Here is a 26,162-nt window from a genome sequence, read left to right as displayed (position 1 = left end):
ACTCGAGTTCGTTGGACCGGGTGTCACGGATCGCGATGCGGAAGTCCGCGTCCGATGCAGCCCCGGCATACACCGTCCAGTGACCCGTGGCCCTGCATGTGTTGACGACCCGGAGTAGAAGCTCCGAATGGCCGCTGGCGGAGGTGAACAGTCCGGCGGTCTCACCCAGGTTGACGGCCACCGTCGGCGCCGGCCAGTTCGGGCCGCCGGCTCTCGAGTACCAGGTCTTCACCCGGAAGGATCCCAATTGCAGGAGGCACGTCACGCCGCTGCATCGGCTGCCCGAGTCCATCCCGGGTCCCGCGGTCGCGGTGCCGGCATCGCCCGACGCGCAGGAGAACGCGTCGGCATCGGCCGCGGCTCGCCCGGCCTGGACCCGGAACCACTGGAGCTCGTTGGACCGGGTGTCACGGATCGCGACGCGGAAGTCCGCGTCCGATGCAGCCCCGGCATGCACCGCCCAGTAACCCGTTACGCTGCATTGGTTGACGACCCGGACAAGAAGCTCCGAACTCCCGCTGTCGGAGGTGAACAGTCCGGCGGAACCCCCGAGAGCGGCACCGACGGCGCCGGCGCTCCGGCTGGAGCCACCACTGGAGTACCAGGCCTTGACCCGGAATCGCTCTCCCTGCAGGAGGCAGGTCACTCCGCTGCAGGAGGAAGCTGCGGCGGCCGTGGTCGGGCTGTCGCTGGTCAGGAGTTCGTCTCTCCCATCCGCGATGAGTCGATCGGCCGACCGCAGCGCCACCGGGCCCGCTGGCCGCTCCGTCTTGAAGTAGTCGGCGGCCCTCTCGACACCCGCGACTCGATCAGCGATCCAGTGGCGGAAACGCGAGGCGTCGCGGAACATCCCCAGGGAGTACTCGACGACCGCATGCGCGCCTGACTCCTCGGCTTCCAGGAAGAGCAGAACGCGGTCGCCTTCGGCAAGCATCGGCAACCCCGCAACGGACTGCAACGCCGTCGGCACACCCCCGTCCGCCTGCCGAACCATGATCGCGCTTCCGCCGACGAAGCCCTTCAGCACCTCCTCGATACCGAACAGGTACTCCGTCGCCGGGCCCGCACCCTCCGGGCGCGGACGGGCGCTGAGTACTTCGCCGAAGACGATCAGCGGTGACCGGTCCACCATGCTCTCGTCGGCCTGCACGAGGGCCCGCGCCGGCGGCGTCGGCACGGCGACCGCGAGCAGCAGTGCCGCGACACCCAAGACAAGCAGCCCCCGACGACGGAAGCGACCGTACGGACGGCCCGACTTGAATCGGCCAAACGTCAACATGGACTAGCTCCCCGAAACTCCCCAACACGATGCGCACGGAACAGATCTCTGGCAGATCCGGCACAAGGAATTGCTGGCAACGCGAGTTCCGAAGCACACTAATCGGCATTAGCGATCATCGTGTGATGGCTCCGATAGATCGAGCGACGCAAGAGCGATCTGGAACGTCCTGGCAGCGCGTGGCCGGTCGAGGTGCGACGATGAACACGCGCGCGACCGCGCTACGAGGAGCGGTAACCGGCCTGGCGCCAGGCGTCAGAGATCGAGCGACTTTGACGCGATGCGGCTGGCAATTCGCGCCGCGAGTTCGTCCACCGCGACCGCGCCCTGATCGGCGGAGCCGCCCTCGGGCGCTTCGCGCAGGCGCAGCGAGACGGTGCCGGATTCCTGTTCGCGGCCTCCGACGACGAGCATGTAGGGGACCTTGCGGGTCTGGGCGTCGCGGATCTTGTAGCCGAGTTTCTCGCTGCGCTGATCGAGTTCGACCCGGAAGCCGGCGTCCCGCAGCTTCTCGGTGACTTCGGCGCCGTAGTCGAGAAAGCGGTCGGATACCGGCAGGACGACCGCTTGTGTGGGCGCCAGCCAGACCGGGAACGCTCCGCCGGTGTGTTCGATCAGGATGCCCAGGAAGCGCTCGACGGAGCCGAGCATCGCGCGGTGAAGCATCACGGGGCGCCGGGTGCCGCCGTCGCTGGCGGTGTACTCGAGGTCCAGCCGCTCCGGCATCTGGTAGTCGAGCTGAACGGTCCCCAACTGCCAGCTCCGGCCGAGCGTGTCGCGGGCCTGGAAGTCGATCTTCGGGCCGTAGAAAGCACCGTCGCCCTCGTTGACGTCGAACTCGAGACCGCGGCTCCTGAGCGCACGCATCAGCGCGTTCTCGGCCCGTTCCCAGAGTTCTGCGCTGCCGATCGACTTCTCCGGCCTCGTGGAGACCTCGATCTGGATGTCGTCGAAGCCGAACGTCCGGTATATCTCGAGGATCGTCGACACCGGCAGCAGGACCTCGGCCTCGACCTGCTCCTCGGTGCAGAAGGTGTGGGCGTCGTCCTGGCAGAACGTGCGCACCCTGGTGAGGCCGGTAATGACCCCGGACTGTTCGTAGCGGTGGAGGCGGCCGAAGTCGGCGTAGCGGATCGGCAGGTCGCGGTAGGAACGCAGACCGGTCCGGTAGATCAGGCAGTGGGTCGGGCAGTTCATCGGCTTCACCGCGTACTGCCGCTCGTCGACCTCGGTGAAGAACATGCTCTCCCGGTAGTTGTCCCAGTGCCCCGAGCGGTGCCAGAGATCGACGTCGAGAATCTGCGGCGTCCGCACTTCCTCGAAGCCGTCGCGCCGGTTGAGTCCCTGCACGTAGTCGACGAGCAGGTTGTAGATCACCGTCCCACGGGGATGGAAGAAGGGACTGCCGGGCGCGTTCTGGTTGAAGCTGAACAGGTCGAGTGCCGGGCCCAGGCGGCGATGGTCGCGGGCCCGGCGCAGCTCCAGGTCGGCCAGATACCCGTCGAGCGCTTCGCGGTTCGCGAACGCGGTTCCGTAGATCCGCTGCAGTTGCTCGCGGCTCTCGTCGCCGCGGAGGAACACGCCGGAACTCTCGAGCAGCTTGACGGCGCCGACCTGATCCACGCGTTGCGCGTGCGGACCCCGGCACAGATCGACGAACTCGCCGTGCCGGAACAGGGTGATCGGCTCGCCCTCCGGGATGTCGTCCAGGCGCTCGAGCTTGAGTTCCTCGCCCATGCGGGCAAACAGCTCGCGCGCCTCCTCGCGATCGATCTCGACCCGCTCGACCTCGTGCTTCTCGCGCAGGATCTCCCGCATCTTCGCCTCGATCGCTTCCAGGTCCTCGGGCACGAAGGCCCGCGGGAAGCGGAAGTCGTACTGGTACTTCTCCGAGTGGTCCCGGCGGCCGACATCGATCTGGGTGCCCGGCCAGAGCCGCTGGACCGCGTCCGCAAGCACGTGCTCGGCCGTGTGGCGCAGGAAGATGCCGGCCTCTTCGTCCCGGGACGTGAACAGCCGGAACCGGCCGGACGCTTCGATCGGAGTGCGCAGGTCGACGGGCCGGCCGTCGAGTGCGGCGCCCACGGCGGCCTTCGCCAGACCGGGGCCGATCGAGCGCGCCACCTCCAGCGCGGTCGTCCCCGGCGGCACGCTGCGCACCGATCCGTCCGGCAGGGTCAGGTCGAGCATCGGTCGATCACCAAGTGGCGGGTAGCAGGTTCGTCTGGCGACACGGCCGGGCCGCGCGGCCCGGCACCGCGATGGTAGGCGCTAGCGGACTCGAACCGCTGACCTCTACCGTGTGAAGGTAGCGCTCTAACCAACTGAGCTAAGCGCCTGAGTCACAGACCGAACGGCCCATGTCTGGTAGGCCCGAGCGGACTCGAACCGCTGACCTCTACGATGTCAACGTAGCGCTCTAACCAGCTGAGCTACGGGCCTGAACCCGCGAACGAGAGCCGAAGGCGGCCGCCCGCGAGAAGGCGCAACGGTACAAAGGGGAGAGTTACCGTGTCAACGCAAGGGGATGCGTTGTTGCAGAATCGCGGGATGACGTCGAGCCTCCAGATGGCGGAGCTGATCGAAGAGGCGCGGCGACGAATCGCCGATCAGGTCTACGTCAGTCCGTGCGCCCGGTCCGAGTACTTCTCCCGGCTGTGCGGCCTCGGCGCCTACTTCAAGCTCGAGAACCTGCAGATGACCGGCTCGTTCAAGGAGCGCGGAGCCCTGAACCGCATCCTCACGCTCTCCGAAGACGAGAAGCAGCGGGGGCTGATCACCGCCTCCGCGGGCAACCACGGCCAGGCGGTCGCCTACCACGCCGGCCGGCTCGGCCTGCAGGCCACCGTCGTCATGCCACTGCCGACGCCCCTGATCAAGGTCGCCAACACGCGCAGCTTCGGCGCCGACGTCCGGCTGGCCGGAGAGACGTTCGACGATGCCCAGGCCCACGCGCACGAACTCGAAGCGGAACTCGGAGCGACCTACGTTCATCCGTTCAACGACGCCCAGGTGATCGCCGGACAGGGGACGATCGGCTTCGAGTTGATGGCCCAGGAACCCGATCTCGAGGTCATCGTCGTGCCCATCGGCGGCGGCGGTCTGATCTCCGGCATCGCGGCGGCGTACAAGGCGCACCGGCCGCAGACGCGGATCGTCGGCGTGCAGACCGGCGCCGTACCCTCGATGAGAGAGAGCCTCGCAGCCGGCGAGCCGGTGGCGGTCGAGCGCCGCCACACGATCGCCGACGGCATCGCCGTCAAGCGACCGGCGGCCCTGACCCTGAAGCTGGTCGAGGAACTCGTCGACGACCTGGTGACGGTGGACGAGGAGGAGATCGCCAACGCGGTGCTGCTGCTGCTCGAGCGCGAGAAGGCCGTGGTCGAAGGCGCCGGCGCCGCCGTTCTGGCCGCGGTCGTCAACGACCGCGTGCCCCAGGCGAAGGGCCGCCGAACGGCGATGGTGCTCACCGGCGGCAACATCGACGTCACCCTGCTCAGCCGCATCATCGAGCGCGGCCTGACGAAGGACGGTCGCCTGGTGCAGCTCGACGTCTGCGTCAAGGACCGGCCCGGCGCGCTGGCCGGCCTGCTCAATCTCGTCGGCGAGAGCGGCGCCAACGTGCTCGAGACCCACCATGAGCGCGCCTTCTCCGAGTTCGGCCTGAACGAGGTCCACATCGGGCTGCGGCTGGAAACCCGCGGCACGGACCACGTCGAACAACTGATCGAGTCGATCGCCGATGCCGGCCTCCACGTCCGGCGCCAGACCCAGCCCCAGAGCTGGCACGACTAGCGGGGCAAAGGAAGGGCGGCGTCGGCAAGGGCAAGGTGCTGCTACGCTTGCCGCGCGTGAACGACGACGCCTCGGATCCTTCGCCATCCGGCTCCAGTCTGGACGAACCCGACCCGGACCCCGACCAGCGCACCTGGGCTGCTGAGGCCGCGCGCCGATGATCCCGCTATTCGTGGCGGCGACCGGGCCGCCCATCAACCTCGACATTCCGCTCGGCTGGGGCCTGACGCTGGGCCTCTTTCTGGTCGGTCTGAACGGATTCTTCGTCGCCGCCGAGTTCGCGCTGGTCAAGGTCCGGCCGACCCAGATCGCTCCCCATGTGGAAACGCTCCGCGGCCGCATGGCGCAGCGGATGATCGATCATCTCGACGCCTACCTGTCGGCGACCCAACTCGGCATCACGCTCGCCAGCATCGGTCTCGGCGTCGTCGGCGAACCGGCGGTCAACCGGCTGCTCCAGCCTCTGTTCGAGCTGGTACCGAACATGCCGGCGGAAGCCACCCACTCGATCAGTCTGATCGTCGCCTTCGCGATCATCAGCATGTTCCACATCGTGCTCGGCGAACTGGCGCCGAAGTCGCTCGCGATCCGCCGGCCCGAGCCCACCAGCCTCTGGGTCGCCGTGCCGCTCTGGGCCTTCTACTGGGCGACCTATCCCGGCATCTGGGTGCTCAATCTGATGGCGAACGCCTTCCTGCGCATCTTCGGCATCGAACCGGTCGGCCACGGCGAACTGGCCCACAGCGAAGAGGAGATCCGCCGCCTGCTCGCCTCCGAGGAGGACACTGAACTCTCGGAGCCCAAGCGGGAGCTGCTCGACAACGTGTTCGAACTCTCCGACCGCAACGCCCGCCAGGTGATGGTCCCGCGTACCGAGGTCGTCTACATGGACGCCACCGAGCCGATCGAGGCGAATCTCGACGTCGCCCGCCGGAGCGGCCATACCCGCTTCCCGCTCTGCGACGGGGACCTCGACCAGTTGATCGGCCTGGTCCACATCAAGGACCTGTTCATCGCCGAGGAACCACCGGCCTCCCTGCGCGAAGTCGCCCGCGAGACCTTCGCCGTGCCCGAGACGCTCTCCCTCGACCAGTTGCTGGCCCGGATGCGCCACGAGCACGTCCACATGGCCGCGGTCGTCGACGAGTACGGCGGCGTCGCCGGCATCGTCACCCTCGAGAACGTTCTGGAGGAGATCGTCGGCGAGATCCAGGACGAGTTCGACGCCGAAGTTCCCGAGTTCGTTCGCCTGGAGGACGGCGGCTACAGGGTCCTCGGGGGCATGCTGATCGACGATCTGGAGGACGAACTCGGGATCGACATCGCCGACGCCCGCGAGGAGGACACCGTGGCCGGCATCGCGCTCTCCGAGCTCGGCCGCACCGCGGAAGAGGGCGACACGGTCGAAGCCGGGCGGCTGCGTCTGCAGGTGGAAGAAGTTGACGGCAACCGGATTGTCACCCTCCGGGTAGACGTTCTACCGGAGCAGGCCGAGGACGACGTCTGAGACCCGGTCCAGCGCGACGACTTCGCGCTCGCCGTCGCGCCGAGCCGAGACCTCGGCGCCGCCGTTTCGAAGCGAGCGGGCGCCGACGACGACCCGCACCGGGAAACCGACCAGATCGGCATCCTTGAACTTGACGCCGGGCCGTTCCGCGCGATCGTCGTAGAGCACGTCGAAACCACCGGGGGCCAGCGTGCCCACGAGTTCCTCGTAGAGGGAATCGGCGGCCGAGCGCACCGCTTCGTCACCCGGGTCGAGCGAACTGAGGACGACGGCGAACGGCGCCAGGGGCGCCGGCCAGACGATGCCGTCCCGGTCGTGGCCCTGCTCGATCGCGGCCGCCGCGGTGCGGCCGATACCGAGGCCGTAGCAACCCATCTCGGCGGGGTGGAGACGGCCGTGCTCGTCCGTGAAGGTGCAGTTCATCTTCTCGGAATAGGCCGTGCCGAGCTTGAAGATATGGCCGACCTCGATGCCGCGGGAGAGTCGCAGCGCGCCCGCGTTGCAGCGCGGACAGGGATCGGAGGCTTCGGCGGTCATCACGTCGACCCACTCGATCTGACGGGCGCTCGCCACGTCGTGGTCCCATGAGACGGAGGTGAAATGCCGGTCGCCCCTGTTCGCGCCGCAGACGAACCCGGCGACCTTCCGCGCCGACTCGTCGACGACCAGGCGCAGGCTCGCGGCCAGACCGACCGGCCCCGAGAAGCCGAGGGGACCGCCGGTCGCCGCCTCCACCTGCTCGGCCGTCGCCAGACGCAGGCCGAGGCCGCCGAGAGTGTTCAGCAGCTTGGTTTCGTTCACCTCCCGGTCGCCGCGGATCGCGACCGCCGCCAGACCGTCGTCCGTGTCGTAGATCAGCGTCTTGACCACCCGCGCAGGCTCGACCCCGAGCAGTTCGGCGACCTGCGCGACTGTCGTCGTGCCGGGCGTTTCGACCTCCCGCGCGGCCTCGTCGCCGGTCGGGGCCGGCACGGGCAGCTCGCCCACCTCCGCTCGCTCCACGTTCGCGCCGTAGCCGCAGGCGGCGCAACTCGCCACCGCGCTCTCGCCGGTGTCGGCGAGCACCATGAACTCGTGCGACGACGAACCGCCGATCGCCCCCTGGTCCGCCTCGACGACCGAGAACTCGAGGCCGCAGGCCTCGAAGATGCGCGAGTAGGCGGCGTGCATCGCCCGGTAGCTCCGGTCGAGCCCCTCCTCGTTCGCATCGAAGGAGTAGGCGTCCTTCATGATGAACTCCCGCCCGCGCATCAACCCGAACCGGGGGCGGATCTCGTCCCGGAACTTCGTCTGGATCTGGAACAGGTTGATCGGCAACTGGCGGTAGCTCTTCACGTCACGCCGGACGAGGTCGGTGACGACCTCCTCGTGCGTAGGACCGAAGCAGAACCGCCGGCCATGCCGGTCCTCCATCCGGAGGAGCTCCACGCCGTACTTGTACCAGCGCTCGGACTCCTCCCAGATCTCGGCCGGCTGAATCGCCGGCATGGAGAGTTCGACCGCCCCGGCCCGCTCCATCTCGCGCCGGACGATCGCCATCAGCTTGCGCATCGTCCGCCAGCCCGCCGGCTGCATCGTGTAGATCCCGGCCGCCAGCCGCCGGATGAGGCCTGAGCGGGCCATCAACTGGTGACTGATGACCTCGGCGTCGCGGGGCGCCTCGCGCGCGGTCATGAGGTAGTAGTTGCTCCAACGCATCGTCTTGCTAGGCGCGACCGCGCACGCGCTCGATGATCCGCGCGGAGTCTTTCATGAACTCCATCATCCGTTCCTCGATCGCGTCACCGCGGTCATCGAGCCGTCGAGCCCGGGCCAGCACCCGGCGCGCGCCGTCCTCGTCGCCGGAAGCCAGGAGCGCCATGCCCAGCCGCGTAAGCACCGTTGTCGACGGCCCGAGCTCAATCGACTGGGACAGGAAGTCGATCGCCTCGTCCAGCTCCCGCCGCTTGTAGTGGACCCAGCCGAGCGCCGCGAGCGGAAACTGGCGCAGTTCCTCCGGCGCATGCTCCAGGGACCGGCGCGCGAAGTCGAGCGCCCGGTCGAGATCTTCATCCATCTCGGCCAGGTTGTAGGCCATCTCGTAGTAGGCGATGCTCTTCGAGAAGTTCGACCCGCCCTCGTCCAGGAGGCGTCGTCCGACCTTGTTTCCTTCCCGGTACCTGCCCTCGCTGCGCAGGGACTCGATCAGGGTCGCGTACGCCGTCGCCCGCAGCATCTCGCCGGGGTTCGAGTCGAGCACCCGCTGCGTCAACTGTGCGATCTCCTGGCTGCGGTCGAGCTGCAGGCACGCGAGGGCGTACGTCATCAACAGGGTCGGGTTCTCCGGGTCGAGCGCCAGCGCCTCCCGGTAGCAGCGCAGCGCCTCCTGCGCATCGCCGGACGCGATCGCCTCCTCGCCGCGGCTCACCCAGTCGGCGGCCGCCGGACTGGTCGCCGGCAGCTCGGCTCCGGTCCGGCCCGAGAGGTAGGCGATCAGATCCCGATAGCGCATCCGCCTCGGGTTCAGTTGTTGGGCGGTGCGGAACGCGGTCAGGGCCTTGCGGTTCCAGCCCCGGTCCAGGTAGCAGAGACCGAGGAGGTGGTGGCATTCCTCGAACGAGGGGTCGATCTGAACCGCCTGCACCAGGGATTCGATCGCCGGTGCGAGCCGGCCCATCTCGTAGCGGCAACGGCCGAGCAGGTAGAGCGCCTGGGGCACGCCGTCGATCTCGACCGCCCGTTCCAGGAAGGCCGCCGCCGGCTGGGGCTGCCCGCGGCCCGCCAGCGACGCACCCAGGCAGAAGTGCGGGAGGAAGGCGTCCCGGTGGATCATGACCGCTCGCTCCAGCAGTTCCTGGCCCCGCTGTTCCTCACCCTGCTGAAGACGGATCACGCCGCTGTAGACCAGGCCCTGGACGTGGTCCGGCTTCGTCGCCAGCACCCGGCTCATGTAGTCCAGCGACCGCTCCAGATGTCCGTCCTGGAAGTGCGACTCGCCGAGGAAGCGCGCCAGTTCATGGTTGCCGCGGTCGATCCCGGCCGCCTTCTCGAGCGCTTCCATCGCCTTGGCCAGATCGAGACCGCCCAGGGCGAGTTCGGCCTCCTCGAGCAACTGCTCGAAGGCGGGACGCCGCCGCCCTTCATAGAGGCCGAGAATCCGGTCCTTTCTGGCGGCGAACCGCTCCCGCTTCTCCAGCACCTGGAACTGGTCGTCCATCTTGGACTCCCAGAGGTCGCTCCATTCGGCCGCGTCGAGCAGTTCCCGCCGTTCCAGAAGATCGCGCAGTGCGAGCATGCCGGCGTGGTGGACGAGAATGCTCTCCTCCTGCCGGTGCATGGCGCTTAAGACCTTCTGCACGGTTTCGCCCGTGCGCTTGAGGACCTCCTCGAGGATGGAGATCCGCTCCAGCAGGTGTTCGTCGAACGAGAACTCCTCGTCGCCGCCGTCCAGTGACTCCTCCGCCGGCGCGGACGAGCCGGAGAGGACCATCAACTTCTGCCGGCAGCGCTGGCAGTACTCCGCGTCGTCCTCGTTGTGCGCGCCGCAAGCCTGGCAGTACATCGGCGCGAGCCTAGCGCCTGGGACCTAGCGGCTCAGTCGAGGCCGGCGAACCACGGGTCGCAGCGTCCGAGCCTGCTGTCCAGCGCGGCGCCGACCCCGATGCAGGTGACGATCGTCCAGGTCCAGCCACCCACGTACGGCACCATCTTGACCAGGCCCAGAGCGAGGAGACCGACGAGCACGGCGGCCATCGCCCGGCCGGCGGTCCCACCGCGCTTCGGCAGCAGGCGGGTGCCCACCGCCATGAACACCGCCACGGTGCCCCACAGCTTGCACACCATCGCCGCCACGGCGCACACGACGAGTAGCGGCACACCGATCATCGCCGGCGCCACCGCCGTCACCAGACCGAAGGTCAGACCCACCGCGAGCACCGCCACCAGGCCGACGAAGAAGTTGCGGAACGGCCGCTCCAGGACGCTCTGGGCGGTCCCGAGGAGCGACGAGTCGAACCCCCAGACCAGGACCACCGACACCAGCAACCACGCGAGCAGCAACGCCAGGTTCAGCATCGCCACCGCCGGCGACAGCGGCGAGCGGCCCATCAGCGGCCCCTCGGCCAGGATGAGCAACGAGGACGGCGCCCGCGGCCAGGCCACCGTGCGGCCCTCGACCGCGGCCCCGGACTCTGCGTTCACCTCGCCGCCCAGCACGAACACATCGCCTCCCACGCGGGCCGGCGATCCCAGGTGAACGTCGCCGTCGAGCACGATCACGTCGCCCGACACGACACCGTCGACGCGGGCGTCTCCGCTCAGAACGACCGCGTCCGAGCGAGCTTCGCCGCGCAACTCCAGATCCCGGCCCACCGCGATGACCTGATCCCGCACGACCGCCTCCGCCTCGACGACGACGGCCTCCCCGGCGCTCTCCACGGGTCGCTCGGCAGGCGTGCAGCCGCCCGCGACCGCGACACAGGCCAGCAGAGCCGGAGCTAGCAGGTGCGGGCGCTTGTTGACGATGTCGGGCACGGGACCTCGCCGATCGTAGCTCCCGCCGCGACCGGAGACCTCAGCGCTGTTGCCGTTCCCGAACCGTCGCCCTGGAACCGCGTCTCAGCAGAGAGAACAGGAGCGCGGTGAGGCCGGCGGCCGCCAAGCCGCCGAACACGAGGCCGGGCGCCGCGGGCTGGAGCACCGAGGACGCCGCAGCGCTCACGCCCCGCCACGAGGCCTCGAGCAGGCCGGCACCGACCAGCGCGACGGTGACCGTGAAGTCGAACAGCGCCGCCACTGCCGAGGTCGCCGATTCGACCTGGGGCGCGAGCCCGGCGAGTACCGCGAGAGAGCCGCCGAACAGCCCCACCAGGGCCGCGGCCGCTGCCAGGGCCCTGCGACGGCGTGCCCGCGACGGGGCGCGGACCGCGACTTCGAGCGGCTCGGGCGCGAGCCGTTCCGCGGCCAGAAGCTCGCCCAGCGCGGCCAGGGCGCGCGCCTCGTTTCGGCACTCGCCACATTCCAGAAGGTGCCGCTCCGCCTGCTCGCGCTCGGGCTCGGCCACCGCGCCGTCGACGTAGGCGTCGATCAGTTCTGCATGGGAACAGGCGTCGGACGCCCTACCGCTGACCCCACTCCTGGAACTCGTCATCGCTGAACTCCCCCCGTCCTTCAGTCGGTGAGGTATTCAGCCAACCGGGCCTTCAGCATCCGGCGGCCGCGAAACAACTTGTTCTTCACCGTGCCCAGGGGCATTCCCTTGAACTCGGCGATTTCTTCGTAGGTCATCTCGGCGAAGTGTCTCAACTGGATCAACTCTCGGTACTCGTCCTTCAGACCGTCGATCGCGGCACCGATCGCATCGCGCCGTTCGAGGTTCCGAAGCGCCCGGTACGGGTCCCTCTCCTCACTCGGAAACTCCCTCTCCCGCGTTTCTCCGTCGAAGCCGACCCGCTGCATCGGAACCAGCTTGAGACGCCGCTTGCGCAGCAGGTCGATCGCCGCGTTCTTTGCCACTCGAAAGAGCCATGTCGAGAATCGGTAGGTGGGGTTGTAACGATCGAGGGCCCGGTAGACCTTTAGGAACACTTCCTGGGACAACTCCTGCGACTCGTCGACGTTGCCGAGAAAGCGGTTCAGGTAGTTGACCAGCCGACCCTGATACCTCTGCACGAGGTCGGTGTACAGGGCCGTCTCGCCGTCCAGAATCGCAGCCACCAACTCCTCGTCGGTCGCCCGAGTTGCCTCCACAGCCTTCACCTACGTCTCCCGCGCCGGATTGTTGCGGGCCGGCCCGGTCCTGCGGCCGCCCGGGTCCGCTTCCGGCAATCCCCGGCTGCTATACCCTCGGAGCCCCGGGGACGGGCGTCCCCGCATTCGCCGCCTAGAGAGTAACCGTGCCGAGACCTTGATTCACGCACGCGGACTCGGTATCCGCTTCGGCACCCAGTGGGCCCTGGCCCATGTCGACCTCGATCTGGAGGCGGGTGAGCGCCTGCTTCTGGCGGGGGCCAACGGCTCCGGGAAGACGACGCTGCTGCGGCTGGTCGCCGGCCTCAGGAAACCGACGGCGGGGGAGCTCCTGGTCGACGGCCGCAACCCGTCCGAAGACCGTTTCGGCACCCGAAGCACGCTCTCCCTGGTCTCCCACCACGACTATCTCTACGACCGGCTGACCGCGATCGAGACCCTCAGGTTGTGGAGTTCGCTGTGCGGGGAGCGCGGCGGTTCCGGCGGGCTCACGGACCTGCTCGCCGAACTCGGTCTCCAGGACGCCGCCGGCCGTCAGGTCGGCGGCTTTTCGGCCGGAATGCGGAAGCGGCTCGTCCTCGCGCGGTCGCGGCTCGAGAACCCCCGGCTGCTGCTGCTCGACGAGCCGTTCGCGTCTCTCGATCCCCAGGGTCAGACGCTGATCGAGGGCTGGATCGAGCGCTTCACCGATGGCGGCGGAACCCTGATCGTGGCCTCGCATGCGGTCGAACGGGCCTCCCGCCTCTGCAACCGGGCGATCCTTCTGGAGCAGGGCCAGGTCGCGTGGCACGGCGCCGCCGGCGGGCTCGAAGCGGCGTGGGCGCGGAGGTTGCGTTGAAGCTCACAAGGCCCGTGTTCGTGTTGCTGGCGAAGGACCTGCGGGTCGAGTGGCGCGGCCGCTTCCGTTTCCTCTCGATCGTGCTCTTCGGAGGCATCACCCTGGTGCTGTTCTCCTTCGCGATCGATGCCGACGACCGCACCGCGACGGTCATGGCCCCCGGCTTCCTCATTCTCGCCCTGCTGCTGAGCTCGACTCTGGGGCTGTCCGAGTCCTTCCGGGTCGAAAGAGAGAACCGCGCCCTCGAGGGCCTGCTGCTGCTACCGGTCGAGCCCGCGGTCCTCTTCTACGCGAAGGCCCTCGGGAACTTCGTCTTCCTGGCCATGCTGGGGCCGGTGCTGCTGCCCTCGGCGATCATCCTCTATGGCGTCGATGCGGGACCCGGGGCCCTGCTCGGCGTCTTCGGCGTCTGGCTGCTCGCCGCGGCCGGTCTCGCCGCGCCCGGCACCCTCTACGCGGCGATGACGAGCCGAGCCGCGAGCCAGGACGTGCTGCTGCCCCTGCTCCTCTTCCCCCTCGTCATCCCGGTGCTGATCGCGTCGGTGAAGACCGTGGCGCTCATGCTTTCTGGGGATCCGATGGACCAGACGCGGAGCTGGATCGTCATGCTGCTCGCCTTCGATGTGATCTACTGGGCGCTCGGCGGCGTGCTGGCCGCCGTCGCCCTGGAAGAGTGACGGCCTGCCGGCGACCGGGCAGCCAGGAGGAGAAAACGAAGCGTGGACGGCGTTATAGTCGGCGGTTGGGGGTGGGTTGTGGCCGCCTACGGATCGGCGGGCGCGGCCCTGATCCTCTACACCTACAGTCTGTTCGCCCGAAGGCGGCGGACCTCCGGCAACACTCCGGCGCAGGAACAGAGCGATGAGCACGGAACCCACGACACAGACGAAGGAACAGGCACCTAACCGCGGCAACCGCCGTCTCCTGCTGCTGGCCGCGGGCGCCGCCGTGGCGATCGCGCTCTCGGTTCTCGCCTTCGGCGACGTGGGCGAGAACCTCGTCTACTTCTGGAGTCCCACGGAACTCCACGAGGCGGGCCCGGAAGCGGTCGGCGCCAGCATCCGTCTCGGCGGGCTGGTCGAGAAGGGCTCGGTGAGCCGGAGCGAAGACGGTCTGACCCTCGCCTTCACGGTCACCGACGGGCAATCGCGAGTCGACGTGCGCACGACGGCTGTACCGCCGGCCATGTTCCGCGAGGGCATCGGCGTCGTCATCGAAGGGACGATGCGCGAGGACGGCCAGTTCGCCACCTCGCGCCTGATGGTGAAGCACGACAACGAGTACCAGGCACCGGACGTCAACGACAATCGCAGCATGGCGGAGCTGATCGAGTCCATGCAGTTCGACCTGTGACCTCGGCACTGGGCCAGGGGTTCGTCCTCCTGGGCCTGATCGCGGCGAGCTTCGGCGCTCCCTTCGGCTACATCGCCGGAGTTCGGCGCTCCGACGCCGGCCTGCGCTGGACGCGCCGGCTGGCGCTGGTGTTCGCGGCGGCCATGGCGGGGGCCTGCGGGGTCATGTGGTACGCCCTGCTCAGCCACGACTTCTCCGTCTCCTACGTGGCCCAGGTCGGATCGCTGGCGACGCCGCTCCACATCACGATCTTCTCGCTGTGGTCGTCGCTCGAGGGATCCATCCTCTTCTGGGGTCTGATCCTCGGCCTCTACATCGCGGCCGCGGCCATCTTCCAGCGCCGCGGGCACGATGACTACCTCGCGTACACCCTGGCCACCCTGCTCGGCATCGGCGCCTTCTTCACGTTCCTGATCGCCAGCGTCGCGGACCCGTTCGCGCCCACGCCGCCCCCGGTTCCCGTCGACGGTCCGGGGCCCAACCCGCTGCTCCAGAACCACCTGCTGATGGCGATCCACCCGCCGATGCTCTACCTGGGCTACGTCGGCATGTCGGTGCCGTTCGCGATGGCCGTGGCGGCGCTGCTCCGCGGCCAGTTGGGCGCCACGTGGCTGCGCCCGATGCGCCGCTGGCTGCTCGTTCCGACGTCGTTTCTCACCGCCGGCATCATGCTCGGGGGCTGGTGGTCGTACGAGGTGCTCGGCTGGGGCGGCTACTGGGCCTGGGACCCGGTCGAGAACGCCTCCTTCCTGCCCTGGCTGACCGGGATCGCGGCGCTCCACTCGGGCGTCGTCCAGCAGCGCCGCGGAACGCTGAAGGCCTGGACCGTGATCCTGATCATGATTACGTTCCTGCTCACGATCCTCGGCACGTTCCTGACCCGTTCGGGGGTCGTCAACTCGGTCCACTCCTTCACCCAGAGCCCCATCGGCCCGGTGTTCCTGGGGTTCCTCGCCCTCTGCGCCGCCGCGGTCGTCGTGCTGCTGTCGCTCCGGATCGACACCCTGGTCTCCGAACCCTCGAACGAGCGCCTGATCAGCCGCGAAGGCGCCTTCCTGCTGAACAACCTGCTCTTCGTCAGCCTGATGTTCACGGTGCTCGTGGGCACGATCTACCCGATCGTCGCCGAGTCGCTGCGCGGAGTGAAGGTCAGCGTGGGCGAGCCCTACTTCAACCGGATGGCCGTTCCCCTGTTCGCCGGACTGCTGCTGCTGATGGGCGTGGGGCCGGCGCTGCCCTGGGGCGGCAGCGATCCGAAGCTCGTGCGCCGCGCCCTGCTGCGCCCCCTCCCGGCCGCCGGCGTCGGCCTGGCGCTGGCGCTTCTCCTGGGCGCCCGCTCCGCGCCGGTGCTCATCGTTTCCGCCTTTGGCGGCTTCGCCCTCTGGGTGACGGCCGACCAGGGACTGCGGCCGGTGCGGGCGCGTCGGCGGCGCGAGGGCGGGAAGGGACCGCTCGCCGCCCTGATGGTGGCGCCGGACAGGCTGGGCGCCTACGTCGTCCACCTCGGCGTCGTCGTCACCTTCGTCGCGATCGCCGTGTCGTCGACCTTCCAGCGCGAGGCGGAGGCGACCCTGCGCGCCGGCGAAACGCTCCGCCTGGGCGGCTACGAGATGACGTTCCGCGGCGCCGAGCTGGTCCAGGAGCCCCACCTCGAGCGCCACCAGGCCGAAATCGAGGTTTCGAGCAACGGCCGGAGCCGCGGCGTCCTGTACCCGTCGCTCAACATCTACCCGAACCAGCGCGAACCGATCGGCACGCCCGCGGTCCGGACCACGGCGGGCCACGACCTCTACCTGACCCTGATGAACGTGGGCGGCGACGGATCGATCGGCCTGCGCGCGATCAGGACGCCGCTCGTCGCGTGGATCTGGCTCGGCGTGGTGATCATGGTCGCCGGCACGGCCCTGTGCCTGATTCCGACCGCCGCCGAACGGCGGGCAGCCGCCCCCGACGCGGTCCCGGAACTCGCCCCGTCGCCGGCAGGAGGAGGGCGATGAACCGCAAGGTCCTCCTGATCGGCCTCGGCATCTGCCTGCCGGTCCTGCTCGTGCTCGGGTTCGGGTTCCGGCACGACCCCCAGATCGTCGAGTCGCCGCTGATCGGCCAACCGGCGCCCAGCTTCCGGCTCGCCGATCTCGACGGCAACGTCGTCGACCTGGAGGAGCTCCGCGGCACCCCCGTAGTCATCAACTTCTGGGCCACCTACTGCGTGCCCTGCTGGGTCGAGCACCCGCTACTCATGGAAGGCGCCCGGCGCTGGCGGGGCGAGATCCACTTCCTCGGCGTCATCTTCCAGGACGAGCCCGGCCTGATCGCCCAGTTCAACGCCGAGAACGGGACCTGGGGCCCATCGCTGATCGACGAGGGCGGCCGGGTCGCCATCGCCTACGGCGTCTACGGCCCTCCCGAGACCTTCTTCATCGACCGCGACGGCACGATCGTCGACAAGGCGATCGGCGCGGTCTCGCCCGAGCAGCTACTCGACGTCGCCAACCGGCTGCTGGCGCAGCCGGCCGAAGCGACCGGCTGACATGCGGGTTACCGGCATCCCGGCGGCCGCGTTCGTTCTGCTGGGTGCGCCGGCCTTCTGGCCGGCATCAGGCGTAACACCGGGCCTCCTGGCCGCGCAGTCGCAGGATGCCGGACCCGGCGTCGATCTGCCGGCGGCCGAAGGCGAGGTCCGGCCGGGACTCGGAGTCGAGGCATCGCGCGAGTTGGGCGACCCGCAGGGCGAACCGCTCTCCGGCGAGGAGCTCGACCGGGCCGTGGCCCTGGTCGCGGCCGACATCCGCTGCCCCAAGTGCCAGGCGCTGTCGATCGCCGACTCGGGCGCTTCATCGGCGCAGGCGATGCGGGCGGAGGCGCGGTCCCTGCTGGCCTCCGGCTACACCCGCGACCAGGTGGTCCTCTACTTCGAGCAGCGCTACGGCGAGTTCGTGCTGCTCGAGCCGCGCGCACGCGGCCTCAACCTGATCGTGTGGACGGCGCCCGCCGGGATCGTGACGCTCGGCGGCCTGCTGGTCGCGCGGCGGCTCCGGCAACGTCGAAGCGCCGACGAGGGCCTGGACGCCTACCTGAGGCAGGTGGAGCGCGACGACGACGCTGACGGAGACAACGGGGAGACGGAGACCTGACTGTCGTTGCGACGATTGCTCTCGTCGCCGCCGTCCTCGCCGGTCTGGGCTTCGGGTTCGCCTTCCTCCCGCGCGAGGTGGCCGCGCGGGCGGCCGCGCTCGAGTTGCGGCGAGCCGATCTCGCGAGCCGCCGCGAGGATCTGCTCGGCCGCCTGTCGCAGTCCGGACTCCAGCAGGCCGACAGGACGCGGCTCCAGGTGTCCGCGGCGCGGGTGCTGAAGGAGCTCGACGAAGTCGAGGAAGCGATCGCCGGCATCGCTCCGGACACAGGCGGCAAGCGGCAGCCCACGGCAGCGACCGCCGGCAACGCCTTCGCCCAGGCGCACCCCCTGCTCTCCGGGGCCCTTCTCGGCGGCGGCGTGGTAGGGCTGGTCGCGGCCCTCGTCATCTGGGCCCAGATCGACGCCCGGCCCGATCCGCAGGCCGAGCAGGCGATGGCGCAGGGCAGCGGCGAGACGGACTTCCGCGGCCAGGCTCCGCTCCCACCCGAGCTGGCGTCCCGAGCCGTCGAGCTGCAGCGACAGATCGACGCCGATCCCTCGGACCTCGACGCGATGCGCGCCCTGATGCAGCTCCTGCTGACGAACGGCCGCGCCTTCGACGCGTTCCAGGTGGCACAGCAGATCCTGCAGGTCGACCCCGAGGACCCCGACGCACACTTCGTTTCGGGCATGGTCCGTCTCCAGATGGGACAGACCCAGGTCGCCCTGAGCGCGTTCGAGCGGTCGCTCAGGAGCGATCCCGGCCACGAACAGTCGGCGCTCATGCAAGGCCTTCTCCTGCTCCAGTTCGGCGACCGCGACGGCGCCATCGCAACCTGGGAGGGCGCCAACCAGGTCCGCTCCAGCCCCCGCCTCGAACAGGTCGCCGCCCAGGCCCGCGAAGGCAAGACCGTCGACGAGATCGTCAACAACCCGTTGTAGCTAGGCGTCCTCCCGCGCCAGGACAAGCCGCCGGATGATCGCAGCCGCGACGTCACGCTTGCGTTCCGTGCCCCGGGTTCGGATCCGTACATCGGCCTGGCCGTAGGACTCCAGACGGCTCTCGTACAGAGCTCGTGCCTGGTCCGGGGATTCGAAGAGCGGGCGGCGTTTATGGGACTGCTGCGCGCGGCGGCAGAGCGCTTCCCAGGGCGGATCGAGCCATACGCTGGTGCCGAGGTCCGCGATCAGGCGGCGATTCCGCTCCAGGGTAAACACGCCGCCACCAGTGGCGATCACTGCGTGTTCGAGTTTGGCGCAGCGCTCGAGAGCCGCCGTCTCGCGTTCGCGGAAATAGGTCTCGCCGCGCTCAACGATCAGGTCGGCTACCGGCTGTCCCTCATGCTCGGCAATCTCCGAGTCGAGGTCCAGAAACGTCCAGTCCAGAGACCGGGCCAGCCGCCGTCCGATCCGACTCTTGCCGGCCGCCATGAAGCCGACGAGGAAGACGCGCATGGCTCGGAGGGTACACGCGAAGGGGCCGCGAGCGACGGAAGGCCGTGGCGTATAGTCCCCGACGGAGCTACTCAAGTCCATGTCCCCGTTAGCGATCCTCGTACTCATCCTGATCTGCGGCTTCGTCTGGGGCGGCTTCACGTTGTTCCTGATCCGGGCGCTCAGGAGCGAGCGCTCTCGATCCCAAGACGGCTGAAGACCGCTCCACGAATCCTCAAGCGAGCGATCGCAGCAGCCGGCGGCAGGAGACCACCAGGTCCGTCGGGTCGAGAGCCGAGATGACCGCCACCGCGTCGGCGCCGGCCTCGATGACGCGCGGAGCGCGCTCGGCGTCGATGCCGCCGATCGCGATCAGGGGCTTCGAGGTGACCGCGCGCGCGGCGGTTACACCGGCGAGCCCGACGACCGGGTCCGGCCGGTCCTTGGTCGTCGTTCCGAACGCCGGGCCGATCGCCAGCACGTCGACGGCCGGGTCGCGGTCCGCTTCCGCGGCCTGCTCGCGGCCGTGGGTCGAGCGGCCGATCGGACAGGTGGGAGGAACCGACAGCCGCGCCGCCACGGGGGGCAGGTCGTCCTGGCCCAGGTGAAGACCCACGCGGAGACCGACGCGCGAGCCGCTCGCCGCCAGCCCGGCTGCCACCGCCGCGTTGTCGTTGATCCAGAGCAGCGGTGCGTCCGCTTCGCCGCCCGCGCCCGTTTCCTCCTCGAACAAGGGCCCTACCGCCTCGGCGAGCCGCCACATCACCAGGTCCGGCACCCCCTTTGCGCGAAACTGGATCCAGCGCGCGCCGCAGTCGAGCAGCGTCTTGACCGTACCGACCACGGCCTCGGATTCGGAGCCGAAGAATCCCGTATCGACGATCGCGTAGAGGCGGTTCGCAGGCGGCCGCAGCGTCGGCCCAGGAGCGCTCATCCCTCTCCCTGCCGCTCCAGCCGATCGAGAAACCCGGTGTCCAGCTCGGCCTCGGCGAACGGCCGTGATTCCACGATCCTCCGCATGAGCGGCAGCGTGGTGCGGATGCCGTCCACCTCGAACTCCCTGAGCGCCCGGGCCATCCTGGAGATCGCTTCGGTGCGGTCGGCCCCGTGGGCGATCACCTTGGCCACCAGCGAATCGTAGTGCGGCGGCATCGAGGCGCCCTCGAAACCGTGGCTGTCGACGCGGATGCCCGGTCCCGAGGGGGGCCGGTAGCCGCTGAGCGTGCCCGGCGAGGGTGCGTAGGTTTCCGGATCCTCCGCGTTGATCCTGCATTCGATCGCGTGACCGCTGATCGAGGTGCTGTCGGGCAGCCCCAGCGGCTCGCCCGCGGCGGCCAGGATCTGCAGTTTGACCAGGTCGACGCCGGTCACCGACTCGGTCACCGGATGTTCGACCTGGATCCGGGTGTTCATCTCCAGGAAGTAGAACCGGTCGCCCTCGACCAGAAACTCGACCGTGCCCGCGTTCGCGTAGCCGACCCGCTTCGCCAGCCGCAGCGCCGCCTCGCCGAGCGATCGACGGAGATCCCCGCTGATCGCGGGCGCGGGAGCTTCCTCCACCAGTTTCTGGTGCCGGCGCTGAATCGAGCAGTCCCGCTCGCCGAGCCCGACCGTGCGGCCGAACGAGTCCCCGAAGACCTGGACTTCGATGTGGCGCGGCTTCCCGACCAACCGCTCGACGATCAGCTCGCCGCTGCCGAATGCGGCGCGGGCCTCGCTCGCCGCCGCCTCGAGCGCCGCTTCGAGGTCGTCGCGGTCACGTACGGCCCGCATGCCGCGGCCGCCCCCGCCGGCGGCGGCCTTCAGCATCAACGGATAGCCGACATCGTCGGCGACCGCGGCGGCTTCTTCAAGCGATCCGGGCAAGGGGCCGCCGGGCAGCACCGGCACATCCGCCGCCACCGCCGCCTCCCGCGCCTTGTTCTTGTCGCCCAGCGCGCGGATCGACGACGGCGACGGGCCGATCCAGGTCAGGCCGCACTGCTTCACCGTGGCGGCAAAGTGGGCGTTCTCGGCCAGGAATCCGTAGCCCGGATGGATTGCCTCCGCGCCGGTGATGTTCGCTGCCGAAAGCAGGTTCCGCTGGTGCAGGTAGCTCCCGGCCGGCGACGGAGGCCCCACGCAGACGGCCTCGTCGGCGAGCCGCACGTGCAGCGCGTCGCGGTCCACGGTGCTGAAGACCGCGACCGTCGGGATGTCGAGGTCCCGGCAGGCGCGGATGATCCGCACCGCGATCTCGCCCCGATTGGCGATCAGGATCCTGCCGAACGGCCTCGCGGTGCCCCCGGCGCGCGCCGCGACGGGTCGCTCAACCCCAAGCATGCGCCGCAAGCGGAACAACACGGAGTCCGCGACGATTGGGCGTCAGGTCTGAATCACGAAGAGAGGCGCGCCGAACTCGACCGCGTCGCCGTTCCCGGGCACCACGGTCGTGACGACGCCGGAGACGTCGGCCTCGATCTCGTTCATCAGCTTCATCGCTTCGACGATGCAGACGACCTGCCCCTTCTCCACGGTGGAGCCGACTTCGACGTAGGGCGATGCGTCGGGGCTGGGGGCCACGTAGAAGGTGCCCACGATCGGCGAACTGAGCACGTGTCCGTCGAGCGCCGGCTCCTCCTCGTCCTCGCTCGGAGTCACCTCGTCCGCCACCGGCGTTGCCGTGGCGGGTGCCGCCACCGAGCCCCGTTCCACGCGGGGACCTCCGGCGCCTCCCCCGTGATCGCCGCCCACCCGCAGGTAGAGGCCGTCCACCTGGTACTCGATGGAGAGGTCCGAGCCGCCTCGCCGCTCCTCGGCGACGAACCGGATCAGCGCATCGACTTCTTCATTGCTCAGCACGGCGCGGATTGTAGCCTCTACGACCTTCGCGCGGCCGCGGGCCGGGACTTCGCGCGCAGACCTTCCAATCCCTCCCGCGCGCGCCGGTTGGCCGGGTCGGCCCTCAGAACCCGCTCGAAGATCTCGGCGGCCTCACGCCGATGTCCCTGCGCCAGGTACAACTCGCCCAGCGTGACCGTCGGCGTCGGCGAATGAGCAGCCCCGGTGCTTCCCTTGGCTGCCATCGCTGGCCGCGGCTACTGGCCCGTGACCTGGACGAACTTCGTCACCTCGTCAGACCCGAGCGTGTTGGTGGCCCGGAAGGTGACCGCGTAGGTACCCGGCTCGTTGTAGGTATGGGTCGGGTTCTGGCGGGTACTCGTGTTGCCGTCGCCGAAGTTCCAGAGCCAGCTCGTCGTGCGGCCGGCCGTGGTGTCCTCGAACGCGACGAGCAGATTCCGGGTGTTGAAGGTGAAGTCCGCCCGCGGAAGCCTCTGAATGGCCACGCTCACGTTCGTCGTCACCAACTGGCCGCCGCCGCTGCCGACGTCGACGCCGACCTGGAAGCTGTCGCCCGTCACGGTGTCGAGATCGCCCGAAGTGACGATCAGCCGGTCCGACGCGGTGCCGTCGGCCCCGGTGGAGATCAATCCGCCGCCCGATTCGAGCGTGCCGACCTCGGTGCGGAAGTTGACCTCCGCGTTCTCGAGCGGCTGGCCCCGGTCGTCACGGACGATCGCCAGCAGATCGGCCTCGCCTCCTGTCTCGGGCACGCTGTTCGGCGTGACCTGCACCGTCACGGAAGCCGGCGAAAGACCAAGCTGGACGTCCACCGTCGCCGTCTCCGAACCGCCGGTGCTGGCGGAGATCGTGGCGACGCCGAACTGACCGTTCGCCTCCAGTGTCGCCAGCGCCTCGCCACGATCGTCGACGCCGACGCTCGACGGAATCGTGCCCAGCGTCGTCGTCAGCCGAATCAGGGTGCCCGAGCTGACCGGCGTGCCGTTCGGACGCAGCGCCACGACGCGGATCTCGGCGCTCCCGTCCGAAGGGATGCGATCCGGATTCGCGCTGATCGTGATCAGCGTCCCCGCAGGCGCGACCGGGCTCGTCTTGTCGCACGCCGCAAACAGCGCCAGGGACATACTGGCGACGACAGCGGCAGGCAGGAATCGGCGCCGAGTATCCATCTTCTCGAATCAGTATACGAACGCTACGGAAAGACCGTCTACTCGCTCGGTGACGGCCCCGGGCCGACCCAGACCAGTCTGGTCACTTCGTCCGATCCCACCGAGTTGGCGGCACGCAGAGTGACCGCGTAGTAGCCGGGCTCGGCAAAGGTATGGGACGGGCTCTGCCGTGTGCTCGTGGCACCGTCTCCGAAGTCCCACTGTCTGCTCGTCACCTGGCCGACGGAAACATCTCTGAAGACCACCTGCAGACCGCCGGGACTGTACTTGAAGGCAGCCTCCGGCACTCGCTGGATGCGGATGCTGACGTCCCTCGTGACCAGCTGTCGGCCGCCGGAGCCGACCGCCGCCTGCAGCCAAAACCTGTTCTCCTCCACGGTAGCGAGTTCCGCTGCCGTCACCGTCAGCCGGTCGGCGACGCCCCCGTCCGCTCCGGTCGTGACCAACCGCCCTCCGGAACCGAGCGTTCCGGTCTCGGTGATGAAGTTCACCTTCGCGTTCTCCAGCGGCCGCCCCCGGTCGTCGCGCACGAGGGCGAACACTTCGACCTCCCCGCCGTTCTCCGGCACGCTGCTCGGCGTCACCTGGATCGTGACCGACCCGGCCGGTCGTCTGTACTGGGTCGACTGCTCCTCCGCGTTCTGGGCGACAGCAGCCGTCGTGAGGCCGAAGCCGAGAAGCAGCGCCACCACAACAACGTGGATTCGACGAGTCGTCAACATGTTGTTCCCCTCCATGAGTTCGTTGATCCGTCTCTAATCTCGTCTACGGCCCCGCACTCGACTTCGTCTATAGCGCTCGGCGGAGCGGCCGCGGGGACCCTCCCCTCCGGCCGCAGGATCGGACGGATGAGCCCGAAACAGCCCGCCCGCTAACCGGCGGCCGACGCCGGCGGTGAGCCCTGCAGGCGCTTGACGGTGCGGACCGCGGACAGCTCCTCGAGCGACTGCTGGAGCCGGTTCAGGTGCTTGCGGTTGCGGACGTCGACGACGACGTCGATCGACGCCTCGCCGGCGCCGCGGTCGTGACTCTCGATGTGGCGGATGTTGCTGCCCTGCTTCGCGATCGCCTCCGTAACGCGCGCCAGCACGCCGGGCCGGTCGCGGGTCTCGATGACGAGCGAGACCGCGAACATCGCATCGTTGCGGCGCGCCCACTCGACCCGGATCTCGCGTTCCGGGTGGTACAGCAGGTTGCGCACGTTGGGGCAGTCGACGGAGTGCACGGAGACGCCCCTTCCGCGGGTGACGAAGCCGATGATCTCCTCGCCCGGCAGCGGGCTGCAGCAGCCCGCGAAGAACGCGAGCATGTCGTTCTCGCCCTTGACGACGAGCCTCGCCTCGTCGCGGGGAAGCACCTTGCTCACCGCCCGACGGATGCGGCTTGGCCCCTGATCCCGGCGTCGCAGACGCTCCGGGGGCAGCACCGCTCGCAGCACCGGCTTGACCGAACCGCGGCCGAAGCCCAGCCGGCTGAACAGCTCGTCGATACTCCCGTGTCCTTCCGCCGCCACGAAGGCCGCCATTTCATCCGACTCGAACACGCGGCGCGGGCTCACGCGATAGCGCCGCAGTTCATTGGTGAGCATCGTCCGGCCGATCTCGATCGCCCGCTTCTTCTGCTCGGCGTTGATCCAGTGGCGGATCTTGCTCCGCGCCCGCGCCGTGGCGACGATGTTCAGCCAGTCGCGACTGGGTTCGCGGTTCGGGTTCGTCGCGATCTCGACGATGTCGCCGTTGCTCAGCTCGGTGCGCAGAGGCACCAGCCGCCCGTTCACCCGCGCACCGCTCGTGTGGTGGCCGACCTCGGTGTGAACGCGATACGCGAAGTCCAGCGGGGTCGCGCCCCTTGGGAAGGAGAACACGTCGCCCTTGGGCGTGAAGACGTAGACCTCGTCCGGATACAGGTCGATCTTCAGCGCGCTCAGAAAGGCGCGCGGATCCGGCATTTCCTGCTGCCACTCGAGGAGTTGCCGGAGCCAGACGATGCTGGCGTCGTTCTGATCCGTGTCGAGCTGGCCTCCCTTGTACCGCCAGTGAGCCGCCACGCCTTCCTCGGCGAGCATGTCCATCGCCTGGGTCCGGATCTGAACCTCGAACGGCTGGCCGCTACGGCCCAGCACGCTCGTGTGCAGCGACTGGTAGAGGTTCGGCTTCGGCATCGCGATGTAGTCCTTGAAGCGCCCCGGGATGGGGCGCCACATCTGGTGCACGACGCCGAGTGCGGCGTAAGTGTCCTTCAGGTCGACCGTGATGATCCGGAAGGCCAGGAAGTCGAACAGATCCGGCAGATCGATCTTCTGGCGGCGGAGTTTCTGGTAGATCGAGTAGTAGCCCTTGACCCGGTGACTGATCTCGGCTTCGATGCCCGCTCGCTCGAGCGCCTCCCGCATACGCTCGGCGATCCGCCGGGTCGTTCTCCGGGCGCCCTTGATCCGCTCATCGAGCTGCTTCCTGATGTCCTCGTAGTGGTGCGGATGAAGGTGCCGAAACGCCCGATCCTCCAGCACTCCCTGAATTCGCCACATCCCCAGCCGATGGGCCAGCGGCGCGTAGATCTCCAGCGTCTCGCGCGAGATACGCCGCCGCTTCGCCGGCTCCAGCGGCTCCAGGGTGAGCATGTTGTGCAGGCGGTCGACGAGCTTGACCACGATCACCCGCAGGTCGCGGGCCGAGGCCAGGATCAACTTGCGGAAGCTCTCGGCCTGCACCTCGTCGCTGTGGACGTACTCGTGGCGGCCGATCTTCGACACACCGTCCACCAGGTCGGCGATCTCGGTTCCGAACTCGGCCGCGAGATCCTTCTTCGTTGCGCCGGTGTCCTCCAGGACGTCGTGCAGCAGTCCGACGGCGACGCTCGTCTGGTCGAACCGGAACTCCGCCAGCATGTGGGCGACGCCCAGCGGATGATGGATGTACGGCTCGCCGGAGCGGCGCACCTGGCCCCGGTGGGACCGCTCCGCGTACTCGTAGGCGCGGCGCAGCCAGGCTTCGTCGCAGGTGCGGTCGTTCTCTTCGAGGCGACGAATGACTTCCCCGATTCCCACGTCCCCAGGCTCCCGCACTGGCAGCGGATCCCGGGGTCGTGTCACCAGAGCCATCGTC

At 69.0% G+C, this 26,162-nt stretch carries 24 protein-coding genes, 2 tRNA genes and 1 pseudogene; 10 read left to right on the top strand and 17 right to left on the bottom strand.

Annotated elements, in window-relative coordinates; all coding sequences use genetic code 11:
- From OXG83_17420 to OXG83_17405, 4 genes are all read right to left on the bottom strand, one after another.
- Positions 1-1,279: hypothetical protein (locus OXG83_17420; GenBank protein MCY3966798.1), on the bottom strand; the 1,279-nt coding region annotated here is incomplete at its 3' end.
- A gap of 255 nt (positions 1,280-1,534) precedes the next feature.
- Positions 1,535-3,469 carry a threonine--tRNA ligase gene (gene thrS / locus OXG83_17415; protein MCY3966797.1) on the bottom strand — a complete coding sequence of 645 codons (1,935 nt, stop codon included), beginning with the start codon at positions 3,467-3,469 and terminating at the stop codon, positions 1,535-1,537.
- Positions 3,470-3,541: 72 nt separating this feature from the next.
- Positions 3,542-3,618: transfer RNA gene (locus tag OXG83_17410), tRNA-Val, on the bottom strand.
- Between the two features lie 26 nt (positions 3,619-3,644).
- A tRNA-Val gene (locus tag OXG83_17405) sits at positions 3,645-3,721 on the bottom strand.
- A 108-nt stretch (positions 3,722-3,829) separates the two neighbouring features.
- Here OXG83_17405 and ilvA point away from each other — a divergent pair.
- The gene (gene ilvA, locus OXG83_17400) at positions 3,830-5,074 is read left to right on the top strand and encodes a threonine ammonia-lyase (GenBank protein ID MCY3966796.1); all 1,245 of its coding nucleotides are present in this window, start codon (positions 3,830-3,832) and stop codon (positions 5,072-5,074) included.
- Between the two features lie 157 nt (positions 5,075-5,231).
- Positions 5,232-6,581: a hemolysin family protein gene (locus OXG83_17395; GenBank protein MCY3966795.1), complete on the top strand. Its 1,350-nt coding sequence runs from the start codon at positions 5,232-5,234 to the stop codon at positions 6,579-6,581.
- On the opposite strand, the gene OXG83_17390 is transcribed toward OXG83_17395, so the two are convergent.
- The 5 genes from OXG83_17390 to OXG83_17370 are packed head-to-tail and all read right to left on the bottom strand — an operon-like array spanning position 6,552 to position 12,308.
- A complete protein-coding gene (locus OXG83_17390) occupies positions 6,552-8,279 on the bottom strand; it encodes a proline--tRNA ligase (GenBank protein ID MCY3966794.1) in 1,728 nt (575 codons plus the stop codon). The genes OXG83_17395 and OXG83_17390 overlap by 30 nt on opposite strands.
- 7 nt (positions 8,280-8,286) lie before the next feature.
- Positions 8,287-10,122 carry a tetratricopeptide repeat protein gene (locus OXG83_17385; GenBank protein ID MCY3966793.1) on the bottom strand — a complete coding sequence of 612 codons (1,836 nt, stop codon included), beginning with the start codon at positions 10,120-10,122 and terminating at the stop codon, positions 8,287-8,289.
- Between the two features lie 32 nt (positions 10,123-10,154).
- Positions 10,155-11,093, bottom strand: a complete 939-nt coding sequence (locus OXG83_17380; GenBank protein MCY3966792.1) for a polymer-forming cytoskeletal protein — start codon at positions 11,091-11,093, stop codon at positions 10,155-10,157.
- A 40-nt stretch (positions 11,094-11,133) separates the two neighbouring features.
- Complete coding sequence (locus tag OXG83_17375; GenBank protein ID MCY3966791.1) at positions 11,134-11,709, bottom strand: zf-HC2 domain-containing protein; 576 nt, start codon at positions 11,707-11,709, stop codon at positions 11,134-11,136.
- Positions 11,710-11,729: 20 nt separating this feature from the next.
- The gene (locus OXG83_17370; GenBank protein ID MCY3966790.1) at positions 11,730-12,308 is read right to left on the bottom strand and encodes a sigma-70 family RNA polymerase sigma factor; all 579 of its coding nucleotides are present in this window, start codon (positions 12,306-12,308) and stop codon (positions 11,730-11,732) included.
- Positions 12,309-12,465: 157 nt separating this feature from the next.
- On the opposite strand from OXG83_17370, the gene ccmA reads away from it, so the two are divergent.
- From ccmA to OXG83_17335, 7 genes are all read left to right on the top strand, one after another.
- On the top strand, positions 12,466-13,146 hold the full coding sequence (gene ccmA, locus OXG83_17365; protein MCY3966789.1) for a heme ABC exporter ATP-binding protein CcmA: 681 nt from the start codon (positions 12,466-12,468) through the stop codon (positions 13,144-13,146).
- A complete protein-coding gene (locus tag OXG83_17360; GenBank protein ID MCY3966788.1) occupies positions 13,143-13,823 on the top strand; it encodes a heme exporter protein CcmB in 681 nt (226 codons plus the stop codon). The genes ccmA and OXG83_17360 overlap by 4 nt, the downstream gene beginning before the upstream one ends.
- Positions 13,824-14,007: 184 nt before the next feature.
- Positions 14,008-14,499, top strand: coding sequence for a cytochrome c maturation protein CcmE (locus OXG83_17355; protein MCY3966787.1), 492 nt, complete (start codon positions 14,008-14,010; stop codon positions 14,497-14,499).
- Positions 14,496-16,496, top strand: coding sequence for a heme lyase CcmF/NrfE family subunit (locus OXG83_17350; protein ID MCY3966786.1), 2,001 nt, complete (start codon positions 14,496-14,498; stop codon positions 16,494-16,496). Before OXG83_17355 ends, OXG83_17350 begins: the two co-directional genes overlap by 4 nt.
- Positions 16,493-17,029: a redoxin family protein gene (locus tag OXG83_17345; GenBank protein MCY3966785.1), complete on the top strand. Its 537-nt coding sequence runs from the start codon at positions 16,493-16,495 to the stop codon at positions 17,027-17,029. Before OXG83_17350 ends, OXG83_17345 begins: the two co-directional genes overlap by 4 nt.
- A 1-nt stretch (position 17,030) precedes the next feature.
- Positions 17,031-17,633, top strand: coding sequence for a cytochrome c-type biogenesis protein CcmH (locus tag OXG83_17340; protein ID MCY3966784.1), 603 nt, complete (start codon positions 17,031-17,033; stop codon positions 17,631-17,633).
- Between the two features lie 77 nt (positions 17,634-17,710).
- On the top strand, positions 17,711-18,556 hold the full coding sequence (locus tag OXG83_17335) for a tetratricopeptide repeat protein (protein ID MCY3966783.1): 846 nt from the start codon (positions 17,711-17,713) through the stop codon (positions 18,554-18,556).
- On the opposite strand, the gene OXG83_17330 is transcribed toward OXG83_17335, so the two are convergent.
- Positions 18,557-19,069, bottom strand: a complete 513-nt coding sequence (locus OXG83_17330; GenBank protein ID MCY3966782.1) for a shikimate kinase — start codon at positions 19,067-19,069, stop codon at positions 18,557-18,559.
- Between the two features lie 79 nt (positions 19,070-19,148).
- On the opposite strand from OXG83_17330, the gene OXG83_17325 reads away from it, so the two are divergent.
- Complete coding sequence (locus tag OXG83_17325; GenBank protein MCY3966781.1) at positions 19,149-19,265, top strand: MetS family NSS transporter small subunit; 117 nt, start codon at positions 19,149-19,151, stop codon at positions 19,263-19,265.
- A gap of 18 nt (positions 19,266-19,283) precedes the next feature.
- On the opposite strand, the gene OXG83_17320 is transcribed toward OXG83_17325, so the two are convergent.
- The 7 genes and pseudogenes from OXG83_17320 to OXG83_17290 form a co-directional block, all read right to left on the bottom strand.
- On the bottom strand, positions 19,284-19,982 hold the full coding sequence (locus tag OXG83_17320) for a thiamine phosphate synthase (GenBank protein MCY3966780.1): 699 nt from the start codon (positions 19,980-19,982) through the stop codon (positions 19,284-19,286).
- Entirely contained in the window at positions 19,979-21,370 is a 1,392-nt protein-coding gene (locus tag OXG83_17315; GenBank protein MCY3966779.1) for an acetyl-CoA carboxylase biotin carboxylase subunit, read from the bottom strand. The genes OXG83_17320 and OXG83_17315 overlap by 4 nt, the downstream gene beginning before the upstream one ends.
- A 42-nt stretch (positions 21,371-21,412) precedes the next feature.
- A complete protein-coding gene (accB, locus tag OXG83_17310) occupies positions 21,413-21,886 on the bottom strand; it encodes an acetyl-CoA carboxylase biotin carboxyl carrier protein (GenBank protein ID MCY3966778.1) in 474 nt (157 codons plus the stop codon).
- A 20-nt stretch (positions 21,887-21,906) separates the two neighbouring features.
- Positions 21,907-22,113 (bottom strand): tetratricopeptide repeat protein, encoded by a 207-nt coding sequence (locus tag OXG83_17305; protein MCY3966777.1) that lies wholly within the window; start codon positions 22,111-22,113, stop codon positions 21,907-21,909.
- A gap of 12 nt (positions 22,114-22,125) precedes the next feature.
- A pseudogene (locus tag OXG83_17300) lies at positions 22,126-22,323 on the bottom strand (PKD domain-containing protein).
- Between the two features lie 773 nt (positions 22,324-23,096).
- Complete coding sequence (locus OXG83_17295; protein ID MCY3966776.1) at positions 23,097-23,780, bottom strand: PKD domain-containing protein; 684 nt, start codon at positions 23,778-23,780, stop codon at positions 23,097-23,099.
- A gap of 149 nt (positions 23,781-23,929) precedes the next feature.
- Positions 23,930-26,158, bottom strand: coding sequence for a bifunctional (p)ppGpp synthetase/guanosine-3',5'-bis(diphosphate) 3'-pyrophosphohydrolase (locus OXG83_17290; GenBank protein ID MCY3966775.1), 2,229 nt, complete (start codon positions 26,156-26,158; stop codon positions 23,930-23,932).
- Positions 26,159-26,162 lie beyond the last annotated feature (4 nt).

The organism is Acidobacteriota bacterium (assembly GCA_026707545.1).
In the GTDB taxonomy this organism is placed as follows: Bacteria; Acidobacteriota; Thermoanaerobaculia; order Multivoradales; family Multivoraceae; genus Multivorans.
This window is presented reverse-complemented; position numbering and strand designations above follow the sequence as displayed.